The 25,056-nt window shown below is 44.3% G+C and carries 24 protein-coding genes; 7 read left to right on the top strand and 17 right to left on the bottom strand.

The window, feature by feature from the left end; all coding sequences use genetic code 11:
• Position 1: 1 nt before the first annotated feature.
• The 6 genes from rbsK to argC form a co-directional block, all read right to left on the bottom strand.
• Complete coding sequence (gene rbsK, locus CHH58_RS09240) at positions 2-892, bottom strand: ribokinase (protein WP_095262402.1); 891 nt, start codon at positions 890-892, stop codon at positions 2-4.
• A gap of 13 nt (positions 893-905) precedes the next feature.
• Positions 906-1,805: a formyltetrahydrofolate deformylase gene (gene purU, locus CHH58_RS09235; protein ID WP_095227842.1), complete on the bottom strand. Its 900-nt coding sequence runs from the start codon at positions 1,803-1,805 to the stop codon at positions 906-908.
• Positions 1,806-1,929: 124 nt separating this feature from the next.
• The gene (locus CHH58_RS09230) at positions 1,930-3,108 is read right to left on the bottom strand and encodes an acetylornithine transaminase (RefSeq protein WP_095227840.1); all 1,179 of its coding nucleotides are present in this window, start codon (positions 3,106-3,108) and stop codon (positions 1,930-1,932) included.
• Positions 3,101-3,901 carry an acetylglutamate kinase gene (argB, locus tag CHH58_RS09225; RefSeq protein ID WP_095227838.1) on the bottom strand — a complete coding sequence of 267 codons (801 nt, stop codon included), beginning with the start codon at positions 3,899-3,901 and terminating at the stop codon, positions 3,101-3,103. Before argB ends, CHH58_RS09230 begins: the two co-directional genes overlap by 8 nt.
• 13 nt (positions 3,902-3,914) lie before the next feature.
• On the bottom strand, positions 3,915-5,138 hold the full coding sequence (gene argJ / locus CHH58_RS09220) for a bifunctional glutamate N-acetyltransferase/amino-acid acetyltransferase ArgJ (RefSeq protein WP_095262401.1): 1,224 nt from the start codon (positions 5,136-5,138) through the stop codon (positions 3,915-3,917).
• A gap of 14 nt (positions 5,139-5,152) precedes the next feature.
• The gene (gene argC, locus CHH58_RS09215; RefSeq protein WP_095262400.1) at positions 5,153-6,190 is read right to left on the bottom strand and encodes an N-acetyl-gamma-glutamyl-phosphate reductase; all 1,038 of its coding nucleotides are present in this window, start codon (positions 6,188-6,190) and stop codon (positions 5,153-5,155) included.
• Positions 6,191-6,819: 629 nt separating this feature from the next.
• Here argC and CHH58_RS09205 point away from each other — a divergent pair.
• Positions 6,820-7,074: an HPr family phosphocarrier protein gene (locus CHH58_RS09205; protein ID WP_095227830.1), complete on the top strand. Its 255-nt coding sequence runs from the start codon at positions 6,820-6,822 to the stop codon at positions 7,072-7,074.
• Between the two features lie 34 nt (positions 7,075-7,108).
• Here the strand turns inward: CHH58_RS09205 and CHH58_RS09200 are convergent, their stop codons facing one another.
• The gene (locus CHH58_RS09200) at positions 7,109-8,053 is read right to left on the bottom strand and encodes a fumarylacetoacetate hydrolase family protein (protein ID WP_095227828.1); all 945 of its coding nucleotides are present in this window, start codon (positions 8,051-8,053) and stop codon (positions 7,109-7,111) included.
• 98 nt (positions 8,054-8,151) lie between these two features.
• Between CHH58_RS09200 and CHH58_RS09195 the strand changes: the two genes are divergently transcribed.
• Together CHH58_RS09195 and CHH58_RS09190 are read left to right on the top strand one after the other, a co-directional pair.
• Positions 8,152-9,084: a nucleoside hydrolase gene (locus CHH58_RS09195; RefSeq protein ID WP_095227826.1), complete on the top strand. Its 933-nt coding sequence runs from the start codon at positions 8,152-8,154 to the stop codon at positions 9,082-9,084.
• Positions 9,085-9,214: 130 nt separating this feature from the next.
• Entirely contained in the window at positions 9,215-10,006 is a 792-nt protein-coding gene (locus CHH58_RS09190) for a histidinol-phosphatase HisJ family protein (RefSeq protein ID WP_306452910.1), read from the top strand.
• Here CHH58_RS09190 and CHH58_RS09185 read toward each other — a convergent pair.
• From CHH58_RS09185 to motA, 3 genes are all read right to left on the bottom strand, one after another.
• Positions 9,998-10,804, bottom strand: coding sequence for a hypothetical protein (locus tag CHH58_RS09185; protein ID WP_095227822.1), 807 nt, complete (start codon positions 10,802-10,804; stop codon positions 9,998-10,000). The two genes, CHH58_RS09190 and CHH58_RS09185, sit on opposite strands and share 9 nt — an antisense overlap.
• A 131-nt stretch (positions 10,805-10,935) precedes the next feature.
• Complete coding sequence (gene motB / locus CHH58_RS09180) at positions 10,936-11,748, bottom strand: flagellar motor protein MotB (RefSeq protein ID WP_095227820.1); 813 nt, start codon at positions 11,746-11,748, stop codon at positions 10,936-10,938.
• Positions 11,745-12,548: a flagellar motor stator protein MotA gene (motA, locus tag CHH58_RS09175; RefSeq protein WP_095227817.1), complete on the bottom strand. Its 804-nt coding sequence runs from the start codon at positions 12,546-12,548 to the stop codon at positions 11,745-11,747. Before motA ends, motB begins: the two co-directional genes overlap by 4 nt.
• 316 nt (positions 12,549-12,864) lie before the next feature.
• Here motA and CHH58_RS09170 point away from each other — a divergent pair, with 316 nt between their 5' ends.
• The 4 genes from CHH58_RS09170 to CHH58_RS09155 are packed head-to-tail and all read left to right on the top strand — an operon-like array spanning position 12,865 to position 18,035.
• Entirely contained in the window at positions 12,865-14,343 is a 1,479-nt protein-coding gene (locus CHH58_RS09170) for a PTS mannitol transporter subunit IICB (protein ID WP_095227816.1), read from the top strand.
• 22 nt (positions 14,344-14,365) lie between these two features.
• Positions 14,366-16,450 carry a BglG family transcription antiterminator gene (locus tag CHH58_RS09165; RefSeq protein ID WP_249275121.1) on the top strand — a complete coding sequence of 695 codons (2,085 nt, stop codon included), beginning with the start codon at positions 14,366-14,368 and terminating at the stop codon, positions 16,448-16,450.
• A gap of 2 nt (positions 16,451-16,452) precedes the next feature.
• Positions 16,453-16,884 (top strand): PTS sugar transporter subunit IIA, encoded by a 432-nt coding sequence (locus tag CHH58_RS09160; RefSeq protein WP_095219183.1) that lies wholly within the window; start codon positions 16,453-16,455, stop codon positions 16,882-16,884.
• Complete coding sequence (locus CHH58_RS09155) at positions 16,884-18,035, top strand: mannitol-1-phosphate 5-dehydrogenase (protein ID WP_095234844.1); 1,152 nt, start codon at positions 16,884-16,886, stop codon at positions 18,033-18,035. The genes CHH58_RS09160 and CHH58_RS09155 overlap by 1 nt, the downstream gene beginning before the upstream one ends.
• 280 nt (positions 18,036-18,315) lie before the next feature.
• Here the strand turns inward: CHH58_RS09155 and CHH58_RS09150 are convergent, their stop codons facing one another.
• The 7 genes from CHH58_RS09150 to zupT form a co-directional block, all read right to left on the bottom strand.
• Positions 18,316-19,185, bottom strand: a complete 870-nt coding sequence (locus tag CHH58_RS09150) for a sugar phosphate isomerase/epimerase family protein (protein WP_095234845.1) — start codon at positions 19,183-19,185, stop codon at positions 18,316-18,318.
• A 317-nt stretch (positions 19,186-19,502) separates the two neighbouring features.
• Positions 19,503-20,402 carry an NAD(P)/FAD-dependent oxidoreductase gene (locus tag CHH58_RS09145; protein WP_095227808.1) on the bottom strand — a complete coding sequence of 300 codons (900 nt, stop codon included), beginning with the start codon at positions 20,400-20,402 and terminating at the stop codon, positions 19,503-19,505.
• A 31-nt stretch (positions 20,403-20,433) separates the two neighbouring features.
• The gene (locus CHH58_RS09140; RefSeq protein ID WP_095232198.1) at positions 20,434-21,219 is read right to left on the bottom strand and encodes an SDR family oxidoreductase; all 786 of its coding nucleotides are present in this window, start codon (positions 21,217-21,219) and stop codon (positions 20,434-20,436) included.
• Positions 21,220-21,324: 105 nt separating this feature from the next.
• Positions 21,325-21,843: a YfiT family bacillithiol transferase gene (locus CHH58_RS09135; RefSeq protein WP_095227804.1), complete on the bottom strand. Its 519-nt coding sequence runs from the start codon at positions 21,841-21,843 to the stop codon at positions 21,325-21,327.
• Between the two features lie 72 nt (positions 21,844-21,915).
• Positions 21,916-23,040 carry an ABC transporter ATP-binding protein gene (locus tag CHH58_RS09130; RefSeq protein ID WP_095227802.1) on the bottom strand — a complete coding sequence of 375 codons (1,125 nt, stop codon included), beginning with the start codon at positions 23,038-23,040 and terminating at the stop codon, positions 21,916-21,918.
• Positions 23,041-23,155: 115 nt separating this feature from the next.
• Positions 23,156-24,106 carry an aminopeptidase gene (locus CHH58_RS09125; protein WP_095262398.1) on the bottom strand — a complete coding sequence of 317 codons (951 nt, stop codon included), beginning with the start codon at positions 24,104-24,106 and terminating at the stop codon, positions 23,156-23,158.
• Between the two features lie 68 nt (positions 24,107-24,174).
• Positions 24,175-24,975, bottom strand: a complete 801-nt coding sequence (gene zupT, locus CHH58_RS09120; RefSeq protein ID WP_095219175.1) for a zinc transporter ZupT — start codon at positions 24,973-24,975, stop codon at positions 24,175-24,177.
• Positions 24,976-25,056: the final 81 nt, after the last annotated feature.

The following is a 25,056-nucleotide window of genomic DNA, read 5'->3' as shown; positions in this document are numbered from 1 at the left end:
ATTATAAAGGATTTTCTCCATTTTGTCTCATAAAGGCGATGACCTCAGCATCCGTCGGCATTCCGGCCTGCGCACCGTGTGATCCGATCTGCAAGGCGGCTGCTGCGTTTGCATAGCTGCAAGCTTCTGACAGTGAACTGCCTCTTGCCAGCTTTAGTCCGAGTGCTGCATTGAATGTGTCACCTGCACCTGTCGTGTCTACTGCAGACACAGGGAATGCTGCCACATGCCCACCACTGTAGACAACGCCTTCCTCACCTTTTGTAATGACAAGTTTGTCGGGATATTTCTGTAATGCTTTATCCGCATCTTCAAATAGGATTGCCGCTTCCGATTCATTCGGCGTAATGTAGGCAGCCTGATTGATAATCTCTTCAGGAAGCGACTGTGCTGGAGCTGGATTGAGTATGTAAGGCACATTTACCTCATTACAGCACTTCGCCGCTGCCGCTACAGTCTCTAACGGAACCTCAAGCTGTATGAGGACAATATCACTGTTTTGGATAACATCTCGTTTTGTCTCAATATACTCTGGTGTAAGGTGAAAGTTAGCTCCAGGAATGACAGTAATGCTGTTATCTCCATCCACTACCTGAATGACAGCAACACCAGATGACGTGTCGGCTCTTCCTATGTGCTCTGTCTCTACACCTTCCCGACGGAGAACCTGCGTTAATTCATTCCCGAAAGTATCCTTACCGACCATGCCGATCATTGTAACATCTGCTCCAAGCCGCACTGCAGCTACGGCTTGATTGGCACCCTTGCCACCAGGAAAGGTCTCGAAACGTTCACCAAGTATCGTCTCTCCTGCTGCAGGGCGTTTATTTGAAGTGGCTGTCAAATCCATATTGAGGCTGCCAATTATCGTTATTCTCGGTTGCTGCGACATAGCTAGTCCCCCTTTAAAATACGATCGTTTTATTGCCGAAGACAATTACCCGATCATCTACATGCCATTTAATTGCCCGCATAAGCACACTGCGTTCGACAAGACGGCCGACACGTTTCAAATCTTCCGCTTTATCCTTATGATTGACCCGGTGAATGTCCTGTTCGATGATTGGACCTTCATCCAAATCAGAAGTCACATAATGACTTGTTGCACCGATCAGTTTCACACCGCGATCAAAGGCACGCTCATATGGTTTTGCTCCAATGAAGGCCGGGAGGAAGCTATGATGAATATTAATGATATTGTTCTTATAATTCTCTAGGAAAACAGGCGTCAGAATCTGCATGTATCTTGCAAGAATGACGGTATCGATGTTGTATTGTTCCAATAGCTCAAGCTGCTGCTGCTCTGCGTGCTGGCGGATATCTTTGTTTGCAGGAATGTGATAGAAAGGTATATTGTAGGATTCCGCCAGTTCCCGTGCGTCTTCATGATTGCTAACGATCACAGAAAGATCGGCCATGAGATGTCCGCTTTCATATTCCCAAAGAATCTCCTGCAGGCAATGCAGCTCTTTTGAGACGAAGAGTGCTAATTTCTTCAGATCCCGCACGCGCACAAGCTGCCACTCCATTTTGAAATGGTCCGCTATTTGCTGGAAGCCGTGCTCCAGCTGCTGCTGTGTGTCGCCATCTTGCTGGCACTCAAATTCAATCCGAAGGAAGAAGCTTCCTCCATCAGGATCTGTTGTATATTGATTTGATTCCATAATATTTGCTTGCTGTTTATAAAGAAACTCGGAAACCGCTGCAACAATCCCCGGCTGATCAGGACAGGAAATGACGATCCGATATCTGTTTTCATTCTGCTGCTGGAAAGCTTTGATTTTTTCTAGATAATGTACGGCCATGACTAACCTCCTAATATTCTTCTATCTTAACGATTGTATCTTGTTTCTACAACAGGGAATTCTGACAAAAAAATACGACTCCAAATGATTGGAATCGTATGTATTGTATGAGTGGAGAGAAGCTTTATTCACCAGCAATCTGTTTCAATGTTTCAATACAGAAATCAACTTCTGCTTTATTCGTATTAAGCGGCGGCAAAATCCGAAGTACATGCTCCCCTGCTACTAGCACGAGCAAACCGAGATCCCGCGCCTGATTGACAAGGTCAATTGCTTTTCCTGTTGTACCAAGACCAAGCAGCAGTCCTTTTCCACGTACATCAGTAAATGCACTTGAAGCAGCTGCGATGTTCTCCAGTTCACTGCGGAAATAGTCAGCGGTCTCTTGAACTTCAACCAGAAATTGAGGATTCGCAATTACTTCCAATGTCGACTTGCTGGCTGCTGCTGCTACCGGATTGCCTCCGAAAGTGCTGCCATGACTACCCGCTTCAAATGCCGCAGCTGCTTTACCTGTTGCCAGCATAGCCCCAATCGGAATACCTGAAGCCAGTCCTTTTGCGGTTGTCAGCACATCCGGTTCCAGCTCGTACTGCTCATAAGCATAAAGCGTGCCGGTACGTCCGACTCCAGTTTGTACTTCATCCAGCATAAACAGTACATCGTGCTCCTTACAAAGGCGCTCCACTTCCTTTACCCAGACAGAATCAGCCGGGATAACGCCGCCTTCTCCTTGGACAAGCTCCAATAATACGCCGCATGTATCCGGACCGATTAGCTCATCAAGTGCTTCAACATCATTATAAGGTAGATGGCGGAAACCTTTTGTCAGCGGTGCGAAATACTTTTGAATCTTTTCCTGGCCAGTTGCAGCCAACGTCGCTAATGTACGGCCGTGGAATGATTGACTGAAAGTAACAACCTCAAAGCCGGTCGTTCCTTTCACCTTCTGTGCATAGCTGCGCGCCAGTTTGATTGCTGCTTCATTTGCCTCTGCACCACTATTGGCGAAGAATACTTGATCAGCAAAAGTATGGGCAGTCAAAAGCTCCGCTAATTGCTCTTGCACCGGTATACGATATAGATTGGAACAATGCCAAATGGTGTCTAGCTGTTCCTTGACAGCTTCCTTGACTGTTGCGGGGGCGTGACCTAAATTACAAGTAGCGATTCCTGCAGTATAATCCAGGTATTGCTTACCATCAGCATCCCAGACATAGCTTCCTTCTCCTTTTGCAATAGAAATCGGAAATCTGCTGTAAGTCGGCATGACAGAAGATACTGCTGCATTCGTTTCAGACATGATGTGCCTCCTCCGATAATGTTATGGTAGTACCAGCGACTTTCCCTTCCACTAATTGCAGCAAACTGTCATCTGATAGTCCGTTGACGATCGTGACTTTTCCCGCTCCATGCTCCAATGCTTCCAGGGCTGCCCGCACCTTCGGGATCATACCATCCTTAATCAACCCTTCAGCCATCATTTGTTTCAATTCACTGTCCGTTACATTCGTTAGCATCTGCTTCTGTCCATTCACTTGCCGATAAATGCCCGGGATGTCACTTATGAAACATAGCTCCGCATTCAAGGCTCGCGCGATAGCTGATGCCGCTAAATCGGCATTGATGTTAAATCGCGAATTACCCTCACCGCCAGCAAGCGGGGAAATGACCGGGATGTTGTCTTGTGAGACAATCTGCTCAATAAGTGCCGTATTCACTTCTGTCACATTACCGACAAGTCCGAGTTTATCTGCATTCGCAACAGGTTCAGCATAAAGTAGCTTACCATCCAGACCACTGACACCATACGCATCCGTTCTGCTCATCAGCTTACGGACAAGAAACTTATTTACTGCTCCGCTAAGCGCCATCTCGACAACATCAAGCACCTCTTCGGTTGTCACCCGCAGACCATCGACGAATTCCGTCTTCACCCCTGTTTGTTCCAGCAGTTCATTGATCAGCTTACCGCCTCCATGGACGATGACAGGCTTCCAATCACCCTGCTTTTGAATAGCAGCGATATTATCATAGAAATTATCCGGAAGCTGGTCGATAATACTGCCGCCACATTTTATAATAAGAAAATTCATTTCGCTGCCCCCTTCACGTTCGGTAAGAAGCATTGATTTTGACGTAATCGTATGACAAATCACAGCCCCAGGCAGTCGCTTCCCCAGTTCCTTCCTGTAAATCGATCGTGATCACAACACTATCCTGCTTCAGATATTCGCTAGCTTCCGTCTCATCAAATAATACGGGTGTTCCTTCCTGTACGACCAACACATCCCCAAGCCAAACTGAGATTTTATGAGGAGAGAAAGCAGCACCGCTATAACCCGCTGCAGTAATGATTCGGCCCCAATTCGGATCTGCTCCATATACCGCCGCTTTCACCAGACTAGAAGCAACGACCGCTTTCCCGATTTTCCGTGCCTCTTCTGGTGTTTGCGCCTGTTTTACACGAACTTCAACTAGCTTTGTCGCGCCTTCCCCGTCACGGGCGATTTTCTTTGCCAATTCCTGTGAAACATACTGGAAAGCAGCGCAGAACTTCTCCCATTCCGGATGATTTGGATTTAGCTCCTTGTTGCCTGCTTTTCCGTTTGCCAGCACAAGCACCATATCATTTGTGCTGGTATCTCCATCTACTGTAATCATATTGTAGGATTTATCCGTCGTCTTCCGCAGCTGATTCTCCAGTACATCAGCTGGAATGACGGCGTCCGTTGTCACGAAGGCTAACATAGTGGCCATATTCGGATGAATCATGCCAGATCCTTTTGCAGCTCCGCCAATCGTGATTAATACCCCATCAATCTCTACACTGACTGCAAGCTGTTTTGTACATGTATCTGTCGTAAGAATGGCCTGAGCAAAATCATCCGCTTTGCCTTCTCCAGAAATTGAATGAATCCCCGTCATTATCTTATCCATCGGCAGCTGGACACCAATCAGTCCAGTTGATGCTACCGCCGCATGCTGTACTTTAATCCCGAGCTGATTTGAGAAAGCTTTGCGCATCGCATAAGCATTTGCCAAACCCTCTTCTCCTGTACATGCATTCGCATTGGCGCTATTCACTACAATTGCCTGCAGCTTCCCCTCTTGCTGAATACTTTCTTCTGTTACAAGCAGCGGAGCTGCCCGAAAAGAATTCAATGTATATACTCCAGCAGCGGTTGCTGGAACTTCTGTATAGACCCATCCCATATCAAGCTTGTTATGCTTGCGGAGACCAATTGCGACCCCGCCGGCCTGGAATCCGCTCGGACTGGTGATATTGCCGTTTTCAATAACTGTATATATCGCCTGTTCTGTCTTTATCATCTGATCCCTCTCCTTTATGGATAAACCGGCAGCATCCACAATCCTGCAGTCTGCTCCCAGCCTTGCATGATATTCATATTCTGAATGGCTTGACCTGCCGCCCCTTTTACCAGGTTGTCAATTACCGATACGATAGTCAGCCTGTTTGTCCGCCTATCCACATGCAATCCGATATCACAGAAATTACTTGTAGCCACTTCTTTTGTCGCCGGCCATTCACCTTGTGATCTGATTCGCACAAATGGGTGTTTATAATAATAGTTTTCATATGATTCTAATAATTCAGCTTCTGATAAGTCCGTTTTAAGATCAGAATAAATAGTTGCGAGAATTCCCCTCGTCATCGGAACAAGCTGTGTGGAAAAGGTAACAGCCTGTTGTGTACCGCCTACTCCTGCTAAAACTTGTTCTATCTCCGGGATGTGTTTATGCGCGCCCAACTTATAAGCTTTTACATTTTCATTTATCTCACTATAATGCGTTACAGAACTCAAAGACTTGCCGGCTCCGGAAAGGCCTGATTTGGCATCAATGATAATGGAAGATGGATCAATCAGACCATTATGTACTGCCGGCAGCAGACCGAGCAATGTAGCTGTAGGATAACAACCAGGGTTAGCAACAAAAGCAGCTCCTGCAATCTCTTCGCCATTCAGCTCAGGCAGTCCATAAACCGCTCTCTCCAACAAATCAGCTGATGCAGCGTCTAGCTTATACCATTCCTTGTATACTGCTGGATCTTTCAAGCGGAAATCACCCGCTAAATCCACACAGCGGATACCGGCTTCTGCAAGCTCCGGAAGCAGATCTCTGCTCACCCCAGGAGGAGCGGCGAAAAATGCAAAGTCCACATGTTCTTTCAAGGCTTCAATATCAAAAGTTTCCATTGTTCCTTCTACAAACCCATCCGTATGCGGATACAATGCTGTCAATGAGTTCCCCGCATTGGAATGAGATATAATTGCTTTCACTTCTGCATAAGGATGTATATGCAAAAGCCTGAGTAATTCTACCGCTCCATAACCTGTACCGCCTATTATTGCGACTTTCACGAACGTAACCTCCTATAAACAAGTACGAATTAGTTAGTAATTATACTTTAACATGTATTTTTATTCAATAGGTAAGGTGAAAATTATGAACTTGCTGCCATCTCTTTCCCTTGCAACCTTACAAGCTATATATACATTCATCTTTTGGGGATAATTTTCTCGTCAATATTGGTAGAGTTATTTATTTATATCTTTTATTCTACGGATGAGAACATATATAAATGAATTCTTTATACATGACTATCTGATCTGGTCAGCAAGACCATAAGTGGTTTATATAAAGAAGGGACAGCAGCATTTACCTCTTCAATTTTTAGAAGGTACTTGAGCTTGGTCAGAAGTATACGCCTTTGAGTAAGGTAAACAGAGGCTATTAACTACAGCAGATGAATCAACTGATGTTAATTCGAAGCCTTTCCCCTAGAGCGAAAAGAACTTTGAATATAATAGAGAAAGCGCAACTGTTGTGCGCTTTCTTGCATATGCTTATTAAAATCATTGCACTCACTGTACAATATGTTATACTGCTATCAAGAATCGTTGTAAGCGCTACCAATAAGTTAATCTTGCACTTTTCTGCTACTGATGTAAAATTTGGTATGGCAAATGGTGACAAAGGAGAATGATTTATGCGATCAAAGAAAACACTCATCCATGCTGCAGTAGATATTAATCAGACTGCAAACCAGTTCAAATCAAGTATTGTATTAGTAATGGATAATAAAGTGGTCGATGCCAAAAGTATGCTTGGGCTCTCCAATAGTGTACTGACATCTGATTTCTTCCGCTTAGAGATATACGGTGAAGACGCCGAAGAAGCGAAAAAGGCAATGCGGGATGTATTCCTAAGTAATGGCTTGCCTGTGGAAATCAGCAAAAAATAAAAAGCCAGCTCCGATATCGGAGCTGGCTTTTCTATTAGATACGGGCTGGCTTTGGAATAATCGTGTTCCGAAGCTGACCGATTCCTTCAATCTCAATTTCAACAACATCTCTGTCTTTTAAAAACTGTGGCGGATCCATCGCGAACCCAACGCCATTCGGTGTTCCTGTCATGATAACATCACCTGGATCCAACGTCATGATGCCTGAGATGAAAGAAACCAAATGAGGTACCGAAAAAATCAGATGCTTTGTATTGGAATCTTGCCGTTTTTCCCCATTCACAAACGTACGGATCGCAAGATTGGATACGTCCTCGATTTCTTCCGCAGTGACAAGATGCGGACCCATCGGAGCACTGCGATCTAAAGTCTTTCCTTGAAGGAATTGCGGAGTCCGGCGCTGCAAGTCACGTGCCGACACATCATTGGCAACAGTATACCCTGCTATGTAGTCCATTGCCTCACTCTCCGTTACTTCTTGTGCTCTTCTCCCGATTACTACTGCGAGTTCTCCTTCATAGTCCAATTTCTCAGTCAGCTTGGAATGGTATACACCCTGGTCATGCGCACATACCGCATTAGCGAATTTACCGAAAAGAACTGGATACTCTGGCAGCTCCCGTCCCATCTCTTCAATATGGTCTTTATAATTCAGACCAACACAAATGATTTTACCGGGTTTCGGCACAGGTGGTCCGAGTATGATTTCTTCCACTCTAAACTGGACCTCCTCCAGTCCTTCTGCAAGTGCAAATGCCTCCGCTCGGAATGCACGCTTCATTGCATGCGGACCCATACTGTAGAAAGCATTCGGATCGGCAGGGAGCAAACTCTCGACTGTCATTGCTAAATCTATCTCGCTCTCTGACAGCAAATAGTTCCGGTATGCTTCCTGCAGGTCGATAATACGCCCTTCTACTCTGCTTCCGATCCGATACGGATTAAGGTCTCTGCCAACTTTATAAGCTACTAGCTTCATCCAAACCCTCTCCTTTTTATGCGAATACTCAAAATTGACTCTCTCTTTCTATGATATAGTAAGAAAGTCAGACAGCATAGAAGAAAGGGAGTCATAAAATGAAAAACGTCTATTTGAATCATGATGGCGGAGTTGATGATCTGATTTCGCTATATCTCTTACTAAAAATGGAGAATGTGCGCCTCATTGGCTGTTCCGTTATTCCAGCAGATTGCTATTTGGAGCCTGCACTGTCAGCTAGTCGAAAAATCAATGATCGCTTCGGTAATCCGGACACACTCGAAATTGCTGCATCTACTTCCCGAGGTAAAAATCCATTTCCTAAGGACTGGCGAATGCATGCCTTCTTTGTTGATGCTTTGCCAATTTTGAATGAACATCTTCCAGTACGCACAAAGGTTGCAGAAAAACCTGCCCACTTGGATATCATAGATAAATTAAAAGCTCAAGAAGAGAAAACGACTCTTATTTTCATCGGACCACTGACTGATTTAGCACGAGCATTAGAGATGGATCCGTCAATTGAACAGCATATCGAGAAGCTCGTATGGATGGGCGGGACTTTGCTTCCAACAGGTAATGTGGAAGAACCAGAACATGATGGAACAGCTGAATGGAATGCCTTCTGGGATCCGGAAGCAATGGACACTGTTTGGAAAAGTGACATACTAATTGATATGGTAGCGTTGGAGAGTACAAATCAAGTTCCTCTTACTGTGGATATTCGCGAAGAATGGGCACGCAACCGCAAGCATGAAGGTGTGGATTTTGTCGGTCAGAGCTATGCTGCTGTACCGCCGCTCGTTCACTTCGAAACAAACTCAACGTATTACCTATGGGATGTACTAACGACGGCTTCTGTCGGTAATAGTTCCTTAGTTAAAAAACAGCCTGTTCATGTCAGTGTAGAGGCTGATGGCCCTTCACAAGGACGTACATATGAGGATAAAAACGGGAAAGAAATTCAATTGGTTCATGACGTGGATCATGATGCTTTCTTCTCCTACATCCTGTCATTGATGAAAGCATAATGAACCGCAGTTTCATATAATTGGTATCGCATATATACAATAAATTTGTTATACTATTCCGGGGTTGTTATCCACATGTGGATAACCAAATAAGTACGAACGGAAAGAAGGCAGATTAGAGATTATGTATATGGATTACCATCACCACACGAATAACTCAATCGATTCCAAAGCTATCATGCAGGATGTGTGTGAAAAAGCAATTAGCAAAGGAATCAAAGAAATCTGTTTCACCGAGCATTTTTCCGTAAATCCATCTGCACCAACATACGGTCATATGGATTTCGCCAAATATCAGCAAGATATTAAAGACTCACAAGATTCCTATGGCAACCAACTTACAATCAAAATGGGAATCGAACTATGCGAACCACATCTGATGATGGATGTGTACCAGACAGAGCTCAGTTCGATTCCATTTGATTTTATCATGGGTTCTGTTCATAATATCGGCAACCAGAAGCTGCGTCTTCATCTACGTGCGAATGAAGACACTTTCTACGATGACTACTTCGCTGAAATGTACAAGCTCGTTTCAGATGCTGATATCGACGTACTTGCTCACATCGATTTGATGAAGCGGTACGCAGTCCAAGAAGGACATAATGTTTATACATTCGAACAACATAGAGATCAAATTGCCGCGATTTTAGAAAAAGCGATACAACGCGGTATCGGTATTGAAATTAACACATCCGGAATGCGGAGCTCCTTAAGTGAGGCCCTGCCTACGCCACAGATTGTTTCGCTATACAATGATTTAGGCGGAAAAATCCTTACACTCGGCTCGGATTCCCATAAAGCAGAAACCGTCGGGGCTGGTATAAAAGAGGCTGCACAAATTGCCAGACAATGCGGTTTCACGCATATCTGCCAATTTGATAAACGCGAACCGCGAGCTGTACCTTTGCCTTTAAGCTAACACGTTCTTTTCATTACGCAGTTTCTGCTTAATAAATGTTTTAAATTGCTCATCCTGGCTTTCTGGCACCAATGCTGGATTGTCAGGATTTTGCATATAGGATTCTTCTTCACTCCATAATTCTTTCCTCAGGACTCGCAGTCTTACATAATAAGTCATCAGCTTCAGATCGAGCCACATTTCTTCTTTGAAAAATTCAAATACTTCTGCCTGACTGGCTGCTGTCTCCTCTTTCTTCTGCGCAATCGTAAATTGTGCCTGAACGATCTTATTTACATGCTGTTCCATCACTTCCTGCTCTGCAGTTGTGAATGTTCCCTTGCTGATCGTATCGTTCATCAGCTTCTCGGCTTCCGCTGTATGCTTCAGTATGGCCTGCTGCTCCTGCCGAATTGTATCCAATAACTCAAAAAATCTGGAGAAAGCCTGCTTTATGATATCCGTAGCCAAATGCATAACATTCTTCTCCACAGCCTCCAGTAGCTGGCGAAAAGAATGATAGCGCTTATCCGTCAATTTGACTCCATTATCAGAAGTCAACCTCCGTATCATCTGTACGCTGGTCATATAACTATAATAACGCGCGGCAAGGTCCTCCACTTCATGCTGTGCAGGCACCCTGCCGTCTTCTGCAACAAGCAACCGTTCATTGCTTGGCATAAATGTAAAATAATAATGCACCGGTATGTGATTATCCTTGCAGACTGCAGGACAAACATCCATACGTTCATCATCCTGCTGCCGATTTCGCTCAGCCGCTTCACTCACCTGCTGCGGTAATGACTCTTTCGTGATCATCCGAATTCCTCCGTTCTTTCCTAACTATATCTAGTATTTCACAAATTTCCCTAACTCAATCCTACCTTATTTCCCTATTCTTATGTAAGCATTTTCATTCCATACTAAAAATAACAGCCCTTAAAGGACTGTTACTCTGTTTCAGCTTCTCGAGGCAAAATAAGCACTTCCACTCGGCGATTCTTTTCCCTGCCTTCTGCTGTATCGTTTGAAGCGATCGGCTTGTACTCTCCGTACCCTTTTGCGCTGAACCAGCGCGGGTCAAGCTCCTCGTTTTCTAATACGACTTTCATAAAATTGACAGAACGCATCACACTGAGCTCCCAGTTGGAATTGTACGATGATGTACTAATTGGCACATCATCCGTGTGGCCGCTGATAATTACTTCTCGCGGCGGATCCATTACAAGCAAGTCAGATATTTCTCTTGCAATCTCTTCATCACTTACGCTGACCTCACTGCTGCCTGAATTGAACAAGACATTGTCGTTGATCGTCAGCAGCAAGCCTTCATCCGTCAATGCAGTGGAAAACTTATCACTCAGATCTTTATCCTTGATATATGTCTCGATTTTCTCCTGAATCTTCTGTAGCTCTTCTTGTTCGGCTGCTTCCAAGTCAGCTTCCTTATCTTTCTCTTTGTCAGCTTCTTCAGATGCTACAGTCTCCTCTTTCTTTTCTTCCTCATTATTCTGATCGATGACAGTAGAGCTATTTTCATTTCCCGGCGTCATACTTGTATTGGACTCCAACAACCCTTCTCCACCATGTACGATACTGCTAAATGAGTCAGATAACTTAGCGAACTTCTGCGCATCGATCGAGCTGGTTGCAAACAAGACAATAAAAAGCGCCAGCAACAGGGTCAGCAGATCGGCATACGGTAGCAGCCAGGATTCGTCCACATGTTCTTCATGCTTTTTGTGCTTGCGCTTCCGGCTCATACTGCCACTTCCTCTTGTGACTCGGATTCGGATTCGGCGAATTCAGCTTTCTCCTTACTAGGCAAGTAAGCGAGCAGCTTTTGTTCAAGCATACGTGGTGTTTCACCTTCCAGGATAGAAAGGATACCTTCAACCATCAGCAGCTTATGCTGCACTTCCTGCTGTGTTTTCCGTTTCAATTTGTTAGCGATCGGGTGACAAATAACATAGCCAGTGAATATCCCCATCAATGTTGCAACAAAGGCAGCCGCAATAGCGTGACTTAACTTATCAATATCGGAAATGTCACCAAGTGCCGCAATAAGACCGATAACAGCTCCTAAAACTCCTAATGAAGGTGCATAAGTTCCTGCTTGCGTGAAAATGGAAGCACCAATAGCATGCCGATCTTCCAGTGCATCAACCTCTTCATTTAAAACATTACGAATATATTCAGGTGATTCTCCATCAACTGCCATGCTTAACCCGTTACGAAGAAAGTCATCTTCTACATCGCGAGCACTGTTCTCCAATGCCAGCAGTCCCTCTTTCCGGCTGATCTGAGACCATTCCGAGAACATACGGACAAGCTCTTTCGTATCGAATTCCTGTTTATTCTTAAATACAACACCAAGCAGCTTAGGGAAGCGTTTCAATTCATTTCCCGGGAACGCCAGTACAACAGAAGCTGCTGTTCCGACAATGATTATTAGTATGGCAGCTGGGTTAACAAGTGCTGCAGGACTTACACCCTTCAATACCATACCGACTCCGACGGCAACCAAGCCCAATATAACACCAATGATTGATGATTTATCCATATATTCCATTCTCCTAAAAAAGTTTGATTACCATTAATATCGGATGCAATTATAAAATCTGTATGCTTTTTCATAAACTTTACGTTTCTTTTCCAACAGAGAAGGATATCAGTAACAAAAGTGTCATAATTATATTCGACAGTATAGTCTGCGGCCTTTTACCTAAGTAAAAAACATTGCATTAGACACAGTTGGCAGGAAGACACGTGACAAAGGTGGTGTTTGTTTCTGTTGTGAAATCGCATACATCGGGCGTAAGATAGAAGCAAGCACTACTTTATTCATTATTTTTTCACATATAAAAGGGGGAAAAAGCATGGCACAGGAAAAAGCCAGTGTCCGCGCTCGTGTTCAAAAGTTTGGCTCATATTTGAGTAGCATGGTTATGCCAAACATCGGTGCATTTATTGCTTGGGGTCTTATTACCGCTTTATTCATTCCTGACGGATGGTTTCCAAATGAAACAATCGCACAAATTGTAAGTCCGTCCATCACTTATCTATTACCACTATTGATCGGTTTCACTGGTGGACGTCTCGTACACGATTTTCGAGGCGGGGTCGTCGGGGCAATTGTTACAATGGGTGCAATTGTAGGTTCTCCGGATACACCGATGTTCTTAGGAGCAATGGCAATGGGTCCGCTCGGCGGATATGCCATCAAATTGTTTGATCAGTATGTCGGTTCTAAAGTACGTTCTGGTTTCGAAATGCTAGTCAATAACTTCTCTGCAGGTATCATCGGTGGTGCACTCGCTATCGGTGCAATCTATTTTGTAGGTCCGCTTCTTGAAGGTTTAACAAACGTATTGGCATCTGGTGTTGACTGGCTCGTTGGACTTGGTCTTCTGCCACTTGTAAACGTTTTGATCGAACCAGCGAAAGTTTTGTTCTTGAACAACGCTATCAACCATAGTGTTTTCACACCGCTTGGAATAGAACAATCCGCAGAAGTAGGAAAATCCATCCTATTCTTGCTTGAAGCAAACCCAGGACCGGGACTAGGAATTCTGCTTGCTTTCATGTTTTTCGGTACAGGAAGCGCAAGAGCATCTTCACCAGGTGCAGCGATCATCCATTTCTTCGGGGGAATTCACGAAATCTACTTCCCGTATATCTTAATGAAGCCTTTCCTTATCGTTGCTGCAATTGGCGGCGGTGTAACAGGAACTCTTCTATTCTCTCTATTAGATGTTGGTCTTCGCTCTCCAGCTTCACCAGGTAGTGTTATTGCCATCTTCCTAATGGGTAACCCAAGTGATTACCTTGGCTTGGCAATCGGTATTATCGGTGCAACTGCCGTATCGTTCGCAATCTCTGCTGTCATTCTAAAACGCAGCCCAATTGCTGCAGATACGAATATCGAAGAAGCAACTGCGAAGTCTAAAGAAATGAAAGGTACCAAACCTGCAGCTGCAGTCGGTATCAACCAATCAGCTGGCGCAACAGATGAAGCAGTAGAAACAAACACACAGCATGTAGATAATGGCAGCGATTCTTTTGACTACAGCAATGTAAACAAAATTACATTCGCCTGTGACGCTGGAATGGGATCGAGCGCAATGGGCGCCTCCCTTCTGCGTAAGAAGATGAAGGATGCTGGCTTGACCGAAATCAAGGTAGATAATGCAGCCATCTCCAATATCCAGGATGACGCTGATATCGTCATCACACAGAAGAATCTGACGGACCGTGCCCGCAACAAACGTCCGGACGCTGAGCATATCTCAGTGGAAAACTTCTTGAACAGTCCGAGGTACGCAGAACTGATCGAGAACCTTAAGAAGCATCAATAAGTAAGGAGTGATTGATTTGGAAATGGTTAGCAGCAGAGAAAGAAGAATAATCCTGCAATTGCTGCGTTCCAGAAACCAATTCATCTCCATTCGAGAGCTGGCAGAGCTATTACATGTCAGCTCTCGAACTATTCACCGGGAATTGAAGCAAGTAGAACGAACACTTGCTGAAAATAAGCTGTCCCTGCTGCGTGTTACTGGATCCGGTATTCGGGTTGAAGGAGAAAGGGATCAAATGGAGGCATTGCAAGAGCAGCTGCGTGATGCGGTCGAGGTAGATACGACCCAGGAAGAGCGGCTGCTCCATTTGCTTTATTTACTGGTTGAAGCTAGTGAACCTGTTAAAGTAGCTTATTTGGCAAATGAAGTGCAATTATCGAAGACGGCCTTATCCGTTTATTTGGATGCATTGGAATCCAGGCTAGTCGATTATTCACTGTCCATCATAAGGCGCCGCGGTGTTGGAGTTGAGCTCGATGGTGAAGAGAACGAAAAAAGGAAGGTACTCGTCCAGCTCATGATGGAGCAGCTGGATCAAGCATCTATTTATACGTTTACCAATGATCATGAAGAACAGAATTTGCACCAGTTCCTTCAAAATATCATTAAGGATCAGCGTATGACAACGGTAGAGAAATATGTAATGGATCATTTGACCAAGCTATCTTATTCCATTGCTGATAATGCTTATGTTGCACTTATTACTTATATAAGTATTACGATCCAAAGGATACAGCAGGCTAAATTTGTCATTCTTTCCCCGCCGCTATTGGAATCTTTACAAAAAACGGAAGAATATACGATTGCGGCAGCGTTAAGCAGGGAATTGGAAAACACCTTCTCTATTACGTTTTCAGCTTCGGAGATCGGTTATATTGCTGTACAAATACAAGGAGCGAAGCGGAATGAAACGACACATCGCTCTGATCCGCTATTCGAGCTGCAAGTACAAGCTTTCATTCAGTTGGTTGCTGCTACGATACAGCTGCCGCACTTGGAAAAGGACGAAACTTTCACCACTGGATTGCTGGCCCATATTGAACCAGCCATCAGCAGGGCAAGGGAAGGAATTCAAACGTACAATCCGCTTACAGAGAAGATCGAACAAGATTATCAAGAAGTTGTAACAGCAGTTCGAGAAGCTCTTGAAACTGTATTTCCGACTTTTCGTTTCGGACAGGGCGAGGTTGCCTTTCTGGCACTGCACTTCGCTTCTGCAAGAGAACGGCAGCGCAGCAGACAAAGATTGCATGCCTTAGTCGTTTGCGCAAGCGGAATCGGTACTTCTAAAATGCTTGCTAGCAGGCTGCAGAATGAATTCCCAGAGATTACACAAGTGTCGCTGTCGTCTTTCCTGGAGCTGAAGGATATGGAGTTGGAAAGCTTTGATTTGCTTATTTCAACAATCAGCCTTGACCAGTTCCACCGCCAGTATTTGCTTGTCAATCCACTGTTGCCTGGACCGGATGTCAAACGAGTGGATGCATTCATCCAGCAGGAACTCCCGACTATATATAAAAAAAGAAAGCAGGCAGCACCTGCAAAAGAGATGCCAGCAGCATTTCCGACAGTTTCAGCTTTCGATTCAAAACTAAAAGAATTGCAGACATTGACAGCGGTGAGCCACACCTTATGGAATAACTTTATGATCAATGGGACATATCAATTGCAGACAGATTTGTTCGCTCATATTGATCAACATGCAGCTGACCACGCTGTCATAAAAAAGCACGGGACACTTGCTTCCCTTCTCCAACAAAGAGATGAGCTCGGAGGAATGGGTATCCCTGATACAAGGATGGCTTTGTATCACAGCCGCAGTACAGAAATCGAGCAGCCTGCATTTTGGATGATGGCGCTATCCTCCCCTATTATGATCAAGGGGATGGACAATCAAGTGATGGAGGCTGACCGCCTTTTCATCCTTGCTGCACCGGACAATTTGCCTTTAAGCTGTTACGAGCTGTTTAGTAAAATCAGTATCCTTATTTTAGAAGAGCATGTTCAGCACATGATTCGTTCTGCGGATCAGGATGCACTCAGCAAGGAATTGGCGCAGCTGCTCACTGCCCACATCCAACAATTCACAGATCACTTAGGAGGGTAATCATGGAAGTATTACAAGAAGCAAATATTCTAATGAACACTAAATTGGACAATCAGGAAGATGCTATCCGGAAAGCCGGCCAAATTCTTGTGGATAATGGCTATGTTAATGCAACTTATGTGGATAAAATGATCGAACGAGAAGCATTGACGTCAACTTACATGGGTAATTTCGTAGCTATCCCGCATGGTACAGAAGATGCTAAGGGCGAGGTCATCGCTTCCGGTATCTCTATCATCCAGGCACCAGAAGGCGTTACATTCGATGGCAATGAAGTGAAGCTCGTTTTTGGTATTGCCGGTAAAAACAATGAACATTTGGATATCCTTTCGCAAATTGCTATCGTTTGCTCAGAAGAGGAAAACATCGAAAAGCTTGTGAATGCAACAAGCAAGCAAGAAATCATTGATATGTTCTCTGAGGTTGATGCGTAATGAAGAGCGTACACATTGGTGCCGGCAATATCGGCAGAGGATTTATCGGTGCCCTTCTTTCTCACGCCGACGTACATGTTACTTTTGCTGATGTAAACAGTGACATTATCTCTGCTTTGAAGGAAAAGCAGCAATATGAAGTCGTCTACGCACAGGAAGAAGCACATTCTGAAACGATAACCGGTGTTACTGGTTTAAATAGTGCCACAGAAGAAGAAGCTGTCATCAAAGCAATCGCAGAAGCTGATATTGTTACGACTGCAGTAGGCCCATCTATCCTGCCGCATGTTGCACCTGTAATTGCCAAAGGACTTGTCCAGCGTGCAAAACAGCCTAAACCGGTCCATGTTATTGCATGTGAGAATATGATCCGTGGCTCCAGCCAGCTACGCGAGTTCGTCATCTCTCATATCGATAAACAGGACATGGAAAATGTAGAAAGCTATACAGCATTCTGCGATGCGGCTGTCGATCGGATTGTTCCAATTCAGGAGCAGCAGGATTTGCTAACAGTACAAGTAGAGCCTTATTTCGAATGGGTTGTGGAAAAGAAAAACTGGCAGGGTGAACTTCCAGATATCAAAGCGATTACCTTTGTTGATAACCTGGAGCCTTATATTGAAAGAAAGCTTCTGACAGTTAATACAGGTCATGCTGCTATCGCTTATGCTGGATATGCCAAAGGCTATGACACCATCATTGATGCCATTAAAGATGAAGAGATTCTGAATCTGGCTAAACAGGCATTAGAAGAAACTAGCTCCTTATTGCAGGAAAAATGGGGCTTCGAGGAAGAAGACCTCACTCACTACATTACAAAAATCCTTCAGCGTTACCAGAATCCGTATATTTCTGATATGGTAACACGCGTGGGTCGCGGTCCAATCCGCAAGCTTGGTCCAAAGGATAGATTAGTCTACCCAGCACAATCATTGTTAGAGCAAGGCAAATCAGCTGAGGCACTACTTACGACTATCGCTTATGCATTGGTATTCGATCCAGAAGGCGACGATGAAGCGAAAGAATTGCAGGAACGCATCAAGTCTGAAGGAGCAGCTTCCACTCTGTCACATATTAGCGAGCAGCCTAAAGACAGCGAACTAGTTGCAAAAGCAATTGAAAAATATGAACAACAAAAAGACAGAGCATAAAGCGTGACCATACAAAACAGACGTTTTTCAGTTGTTTAAGAGAAAGAGGATCTTTCCGTTCCATTCTGAACGGATAGACCCTCTTTTTTTACGTTATATATTTCATTCACTTCAAATGCATCTCAAATTGACTGTAAATATCTTCAAGACCTCTGCATGCCTTTACACAAACCCGAGCCATCATGTGGAGGTTTCAGGATATAAGATCCATAATAAACAAACCTCTTACCATGTTTATTAATCTTTCTTGTTAAACTGGCAGAATAATTCTTTCACTCAATTAGTAAGTTCCTTCATTTTCCGCAATAAATTGTTGAACTGATTCAATGTTGTGTTTGATCGCTTCTACTGTAGGCATGGATGCACTAAAATCCTCCATACCGACATACCCATCGTACCCAACTGCTTTTAGATCAAGGAGTACTTGTTTCCAATTCACAGCTCCTTTTTCGATTGGTGCCCACTGCACGGACCAATCAACAGTTCCATCCATGTTTGTGTGTCCCCTTTGCCAGATTGCATTTTTGACATGTACATGCGCAAGATATTCACCTAACAATTCTAGCCCCATCCTGTAATTCTCATACCCTTCGTGCACCATATTGCCGGGATCATACAGAACTCCGATGTGATCAGGATCATATGAACAAACCAACTGATAAGCCAGGCTTGCGCTAGGTGCAATTGTGTGGTGATGCGTCTCCACTAATCCTTTCACTTTATATTGTTTACACATCTGTTCTACTTCGCTTAAATAAGCAGCTGCAGATTTAAATAAATCATTGTAGTGCTGGGAACGATCATAAGTAGGAATTCCTAAGCGGATAGTGGAAGCCCCTAGTTTTTTAGCAGTCTGCAAAGCGTGTTCTGTTGACTCCAAGTCACCCGCAGTTAAGTATGGAAGTACACTTAGTATGTTAATGCTGCTATCTTCTGCTTTATCTTTTAAAATTTGTATGTCATTATCCGTTATCGAGGGGGAAATTGTACACAGGTTATTCCTCCAGTAACTCGGTTCTTCACTCTTAAAGTCAGCCGGTGTTTCGCCGAACCGCAACTCTACAGCTGTGTATTCGGTATCTTTTAAGTATGCAATCAGTGTTTCTGGCTTGATATCCGGTGTCATTACTGAATAAAGAGAAAACTTCATTTTATTTCGCTCCTTTTGAATGCTGTTTCAAGAAAATAATGCTTTGTTAGCACTGAACATCCGCAGTAAAGAAATGCCTATAAAATGCATGCTTGATAATTAAGAGCACACCAATTCAGTCTCTCTCACCAATCAATTTATAAAAAGGATTAAATCAGTTATACGTTACTTTGATAATAGTATCTAGTATTTTATAGAAGCTGGCAGTACTATTTCCCGCCCTTATGGTCCATTTCGAGAATAGTTGTTTGAAATTGAACGCATGAAAAAACCTGACCACAGAATGAATCTGAAATCAGGCACGTTATAATCAGTTTTTATTTTGTCTTCAACAAACGCTTTTGCATCCAGATAGCTGCCTGCATGCCATCGCCCATTGCGATGCTGACCTGCTCGGAATGCACCGTAACATCTCCTGCTGCCCAGACACCTTCGACGCTTGTTTCCTTTGTGCGGGGATTGTTTTCGATATGCTTGTTCTTATGAAGCTCCACACCCAATGAATCTGCCAGCTTGCTGTTCACACGATTTTTACCGAAGGCGACAAAGGCTTTCTCTGCCCACAGCTTCTCGCCATTCACTAAGAAGCCTTCCAATTTATCATCTTCGCTTAGTACAACTTCCTGAATCGGCTGATCATAGTATTCGATCGAGTGCTTTTTCAATTCCTCGAACGTTTCCTCTGACACGGGCTCCTGCTCGTGATTCACAAAGACAATATCGTTTGACCAGTAAGCGAGCATAATAGCTAAATGAGCCCCTGCTTCTCCTGTACCAGCAACAACAGTCCGCTTTCCGCTGATTTCGTAGCCATCGCAATCAGGGCACACATACACATCCGTACCAAGCAGCGGATATAGTTCTTTGATTGGTATCCGATCTGTTATTCCTGTGGAAAAGAGCAGAAGTTTTGTATCATGCGTATGGCCATCTGCTGTTTTAACAGTGAAACCTTCCTTCCATTTCTCCACTTCTACTGCTTCCTGCTGTTCGATCTTTATACAGCCATACGAGTCGATCTGCTTCCTGCCAAGCTCCAGCAAATGATTTCCTGAAACACCATCAGGCCAGCCAATCAAATTATGGTAGCTTTTGCACCAATGCGATCTTCCGTCATTTCGCTTATCCAAAACTAGTACATCACGCTTGTATCTGCCGAACTGGATAGCAGCTTGAATACCTGCAATTCCGCCGCCCACAATAATTACATCATACATTTACTTGCCTCCTAAAAATTGAAAAATGCACCTATAGCAATGTTTCTGCACCATCTGCATAAAGAACACTTCCCGACATATGACCAGATGCATCGGATGCCAGAAAGCAGACAATAGAAGCTACGTCCTCTGGCTTTCCGGGCTCCCCTTTTAACGGGTGTTGACCTTTGGGAAAGATTTTGGGAATTGTTACTTCTGCCAGATGCTCCTCATCCTTCTTCGTCCGTTTTTCTATATTTGTTTCGATTCCACCTGGGCAAATAACATTAACACGGATACGATAAGCTGATAACTCCAATGCAGCCATTTTACCGAAGGCAGTTTCTGCTGCTTTTGAGGCACTATACGCACTCATCCCGAAACCCGAGAACGTACGATTTCCATTTATCGAACTGGTAATGATAATACTCCCGCCATGTTCTTTCATGTAAGGGATAGCGAATTTGACCGTCAAGAATGTCCCCTTCGCATTCGTTCCGAGCGTCTTGTCCCAATCTTCTTCAGGTAAATGTTCAATAGGAGAAAGTGTTCCATTGATGCCCGCATTAGCAAAGACGATGTCCAGCTGTCCGAACTTTTCAAGCACTTGCTTATACGCTTGCTGCAGCTGTGTGCTATCTGCTACATCGACCTTGGCTGCTATCGCCGTACCTCCAGCAGTCTTGATTTCAGCTGCTGTTTTCTCTACAGCAGAAGCGTCCATATCAAACAGCCCTATCCGAACACCCTTTTCAGCGAGCATAATTGCAGCTGCCTTTCCAATACCAGATCCAGCACCAGTCACAACCGCTACTTTCCCATTCAAAGATGCATCCATCCCGTCATCCACTCCTTCATCTATCTACTAGTTATTTCCTTACTAATCCCGAAGTAAAACCCCGTTTAATAAAAAAGAGTATCCGTGTAGGATACTCTTCCATGGTTAGTCCTGGCTTACCAGCGCCAAGCGAATATGAGCCAAATGATGTTTACCATGCCAAGCATAGATTCCGATATTCTCCTTTAAGCTCACTTCACCGGATTCCGGATGCTGAAATGTTCGCTCCAGCTGTTCAGCAGTAAGCGAACGCAGCAGGACAACCCATTTACGATGGATGGATGCAAGCAGCTCAAAAGCAAATTGAGGCGGCATGTCATAGTCTGGCAGCTTGGCCCATTCTGCTTCTTCATATGGCTTAATGATTGGATTTTCTTCTGTCAACGCCAATTTGAAACGGATAAAGGAATTGAGGTGGCTATCAGCTATATGATGCACAATCTGTTTAATATTCCAGCCGCCTTCCCGATATGTATGCAGAAGTTCTGATTCTGACAGCCTCTTTACTAGCGATATGACCTGCTCTGGCAGCTGACTTATTTCCTCTATCCATCGTTTTATTTGCTCCTCCGAAATAGGGCCTTCCTGTTGAAACTGACCGATAGGAAATCTTCTGTCCATCAAACCCATCCCCTTCATTAATTTAGATAATCTTACCATAAAAAAGACTGTACCCAATTGGGCACAGTCTACTTATCAGGATACTTGTGAAGCAGCGTTTGCTTCGGTAATTCGGGCTTCTGTCTCTTTATCGAAGAAATGTACTTGCTCCATATCGAACAATAGCGTCCGCTTATCCTTGCCCTTGATATCCGAACGGGCATCAACACGAGCAACGAATTCCTGACCAGCCATGTCTGCGTAAAGGAAGCTCTCAGCACCCATCAATTCGACTACATCGATTGTTGCTTCCACTTCATGAGCATGAGCGAGGCTTTCTTCATAATCGGCATCGTGGATATGCTCCGGTCTGATTCCCATCACGACCTCTCCGTTGCCATAGCCTGCCTCCTGCAGCATTTTCTTTTTAGCCGGCGGAAGCTGAAATGTGACATTGCCAAGCTTTGCTTTGCCATCCTGGATCGTCACGTTGAGGAAGTTCATAGATGGAGAACCGATGAAGCCGCCTACGAACATGTTATTTGGATTATCATAAACGTCCTTCGGTGCACCTACCTGCTGGATGATGCCGTCTTTCATGACAACAAGGCGGCTTGCCATCGTCATCGCTTCCGTTTGGTCATGTGTTACGTAAATAGTGGTAGTCTGCAAGCGTTGGTGCAGCTTCTGGATTTCAGCTCGCATCTGTACCCGCAGTTTCGCATCCAAGTTGGAAAGCGGCTCATCCATGAGGAATACTTTCGCATCACGGACAATCGCACGTCCGAGCGCTACCCGCTGACGCTGACCACCGGAAAGGGCTTTCGGCTTCCTGTTTAAGTAGTCTGTCAAACCAAGAATCCTGCTGGCCTCCTGGACGCGCTTATCAATTTCATCCTTTTTGAATTTACGCAGCTTTAGACCAAATGCCATATTATTATATACGTTCATATGTGGATACAGCGCATAGTTTTGGAATACCATTGCGATATCCCGATCCTTTGGCGGGATATCGTTCATTTTTTCTCCGTCCATATAGAAGTCACCGCCTGAGATTTCCTCCAGACCAGCAATCATACGTAAAGTCGTTGATTTCCCGCAACCGGAGGGACCAACGAAAACGATGAATTCTTTGTCATCTATTTCTAAGTTGAAATCTTCAACTGCCATAACGTTCTTATCATAGACTTTCTGGATATTCTTCAACTGTATTTTAGCCAATGTAAGCGCCTCCTTTTATATATCTTTACTTTACCTTGTTTCGTCTTTTATTTCCATTTGTCACTTGCACAAAATGTAAGCGCTTTTATTGTGCGGTATGCTAAGAAGCGCAGCTTTAGCTACGCTTCATGTGTCCTTCTTCCAAAAGTAATGTATCATCCAAATAAACTGTCGGAGCTTTCACAACACAATCAATGTGGACACCAGCAGCTATCATGCCTCCAAAGGTGTTATTGCTGCCAAAAGCAATATGAATCGTCCCATATACTTTCTCATCCTCCAGGACGTTGGCAGTGATTCGGGCTTTGTCATTCGTTCCGACACCGAATTCAGCTACATTGCGGCCATCACCATTTCCAAGCATTTGCAGCAGCATCTCCCCTTGCCTGCCGGTAGCAGCTATCAAACGCCCTTCTTCCATTGTAAGGAGTATCGGTTCATCCAGCTTGCCTAAGCCGGAAATTGAGCCATCGATCCATATACGTCCTGAAGCTGTACCTTCCAAGGGCGCAATGAATGCTTCACCAGAAGGCAGGTTTCCGGATTGCCCTTTTTCCCGGTAAATACCGGTACTTGGTACGCCGCTGCGACCTTTGATAGAGAAGCTCAGCTCCTCCCTATCTTTTCTGATTGTTACTTGCTTTGATTGGCTTAATTTTTCCGTTACTTCAAAGGTCATTTTTTCAACTGTATTGTAATCTGCACTTATTGCGCCTTCCAAAAACATATCATATGTAATACCAGGCATCGTCGCCACGCGAACTCCAGCTGCTACTGCGTCTTTTTTTGCCTGTGTATGTGTGAGGGAATGCTCCGTAATACAAACAGCCACATCACAATGCTTCATTGCTTCTGCCACACCGCTCGGAGGCTCCTGACCGGACTTCTCCCTATCTTGCATAACAAGCAGCAATGTTTCCGACCCGATTGATCTGCCAGCTGCATAGAGTGCTTCGGCCAGTTCCTTCTTACTGTCATCTGTTACGATAAGCAAGGTTTCTTCTTTTTTCAGTGCCAGACTGCTGCTCAATACATTCCTGCTATTCTCCACTAGTTTACTTCCCATAGGGTATCCCTCCTGTTTCTTCCTATTATACACAAAGAACCCGCCTGCTTAAGCAAACGGGTTCTGATTCAGATGAATAGAAGCAAACTGACAGCCATCACCATCATGCCACTGATTAATCCATAAATGGATGTATGTCCTTCATCGTATTTCTTGGCAGCTGGCAGCAGGCCATCAAGTGAGATAAAGACCATGATTCCTGCTACAGCGGCGAAGATAACTCCAAACATGATATCGTTCAGGAACGGCATCAGAACAAGGTAAGCAAGAACCGCACCTACTGGTTCTGATAGACCCGATAAGAATGAAAGACCGAAAGCCTTCTTCTTATTACCCGTCGCAAAGTAGACTGGCACTGCAACAGCAATCCCCTCCGGAATATTGTGGATGGCGATAGCAATGGCAATCGCTATCCCAAGTGAAGGATCCTGCAAGGCGGACGTAAAGGTAGCAATACCTTCTGGGAAGTTATGGATGGCGATAGCCAATGCAGTGAAAGTACCCATTTTGAGCAAGGCCTGATTCTGTGTTGGATTATCCATCTCTTCGACTTTCTTGCCTTCATGCGGATTGGATTGCTTCGGTATCAATTTATCAATTAAGGCAATGAGGAGCATTCCGCCGAAGAATCCCCCAACAGTTGCCCAGTTACCTGCCTGGATGCCCATGGCACCAGTTAAAGCATCTTTCGCTTTAATGAATATTTCGACCATAGAGACATAAATCATTACCCCGGCAGAAAAACCGAGACTGAGTGATAGAAATTTTGTATTTGTTGTAGAGGTGAAAAATCCCATCAGACTGCCTATACCTGTTGCAAGGCCAGCCATCAAAGTCAATCCTAAGGCTAGTAATACATTTTCGTCCATCATTGCCCTCCTTGTTCTGCTGTCATTCTCTATTTCTCTTATTATGCACTATAACAATAAAGTTTCCTAGTAGAAACTTTT

It is taken from the genome of Terribacillus saccharophilus, assembly GCF_002272745.1.
GTDB lineage: Bacteria > Bacillota > Bacilli > Bacillales > Amphibacillaceae > Terribacillus > Terribacillus saccharophilus_B.
This window is presented reverse-complemented; position numbering and strand designations above follow the sequence as displayed.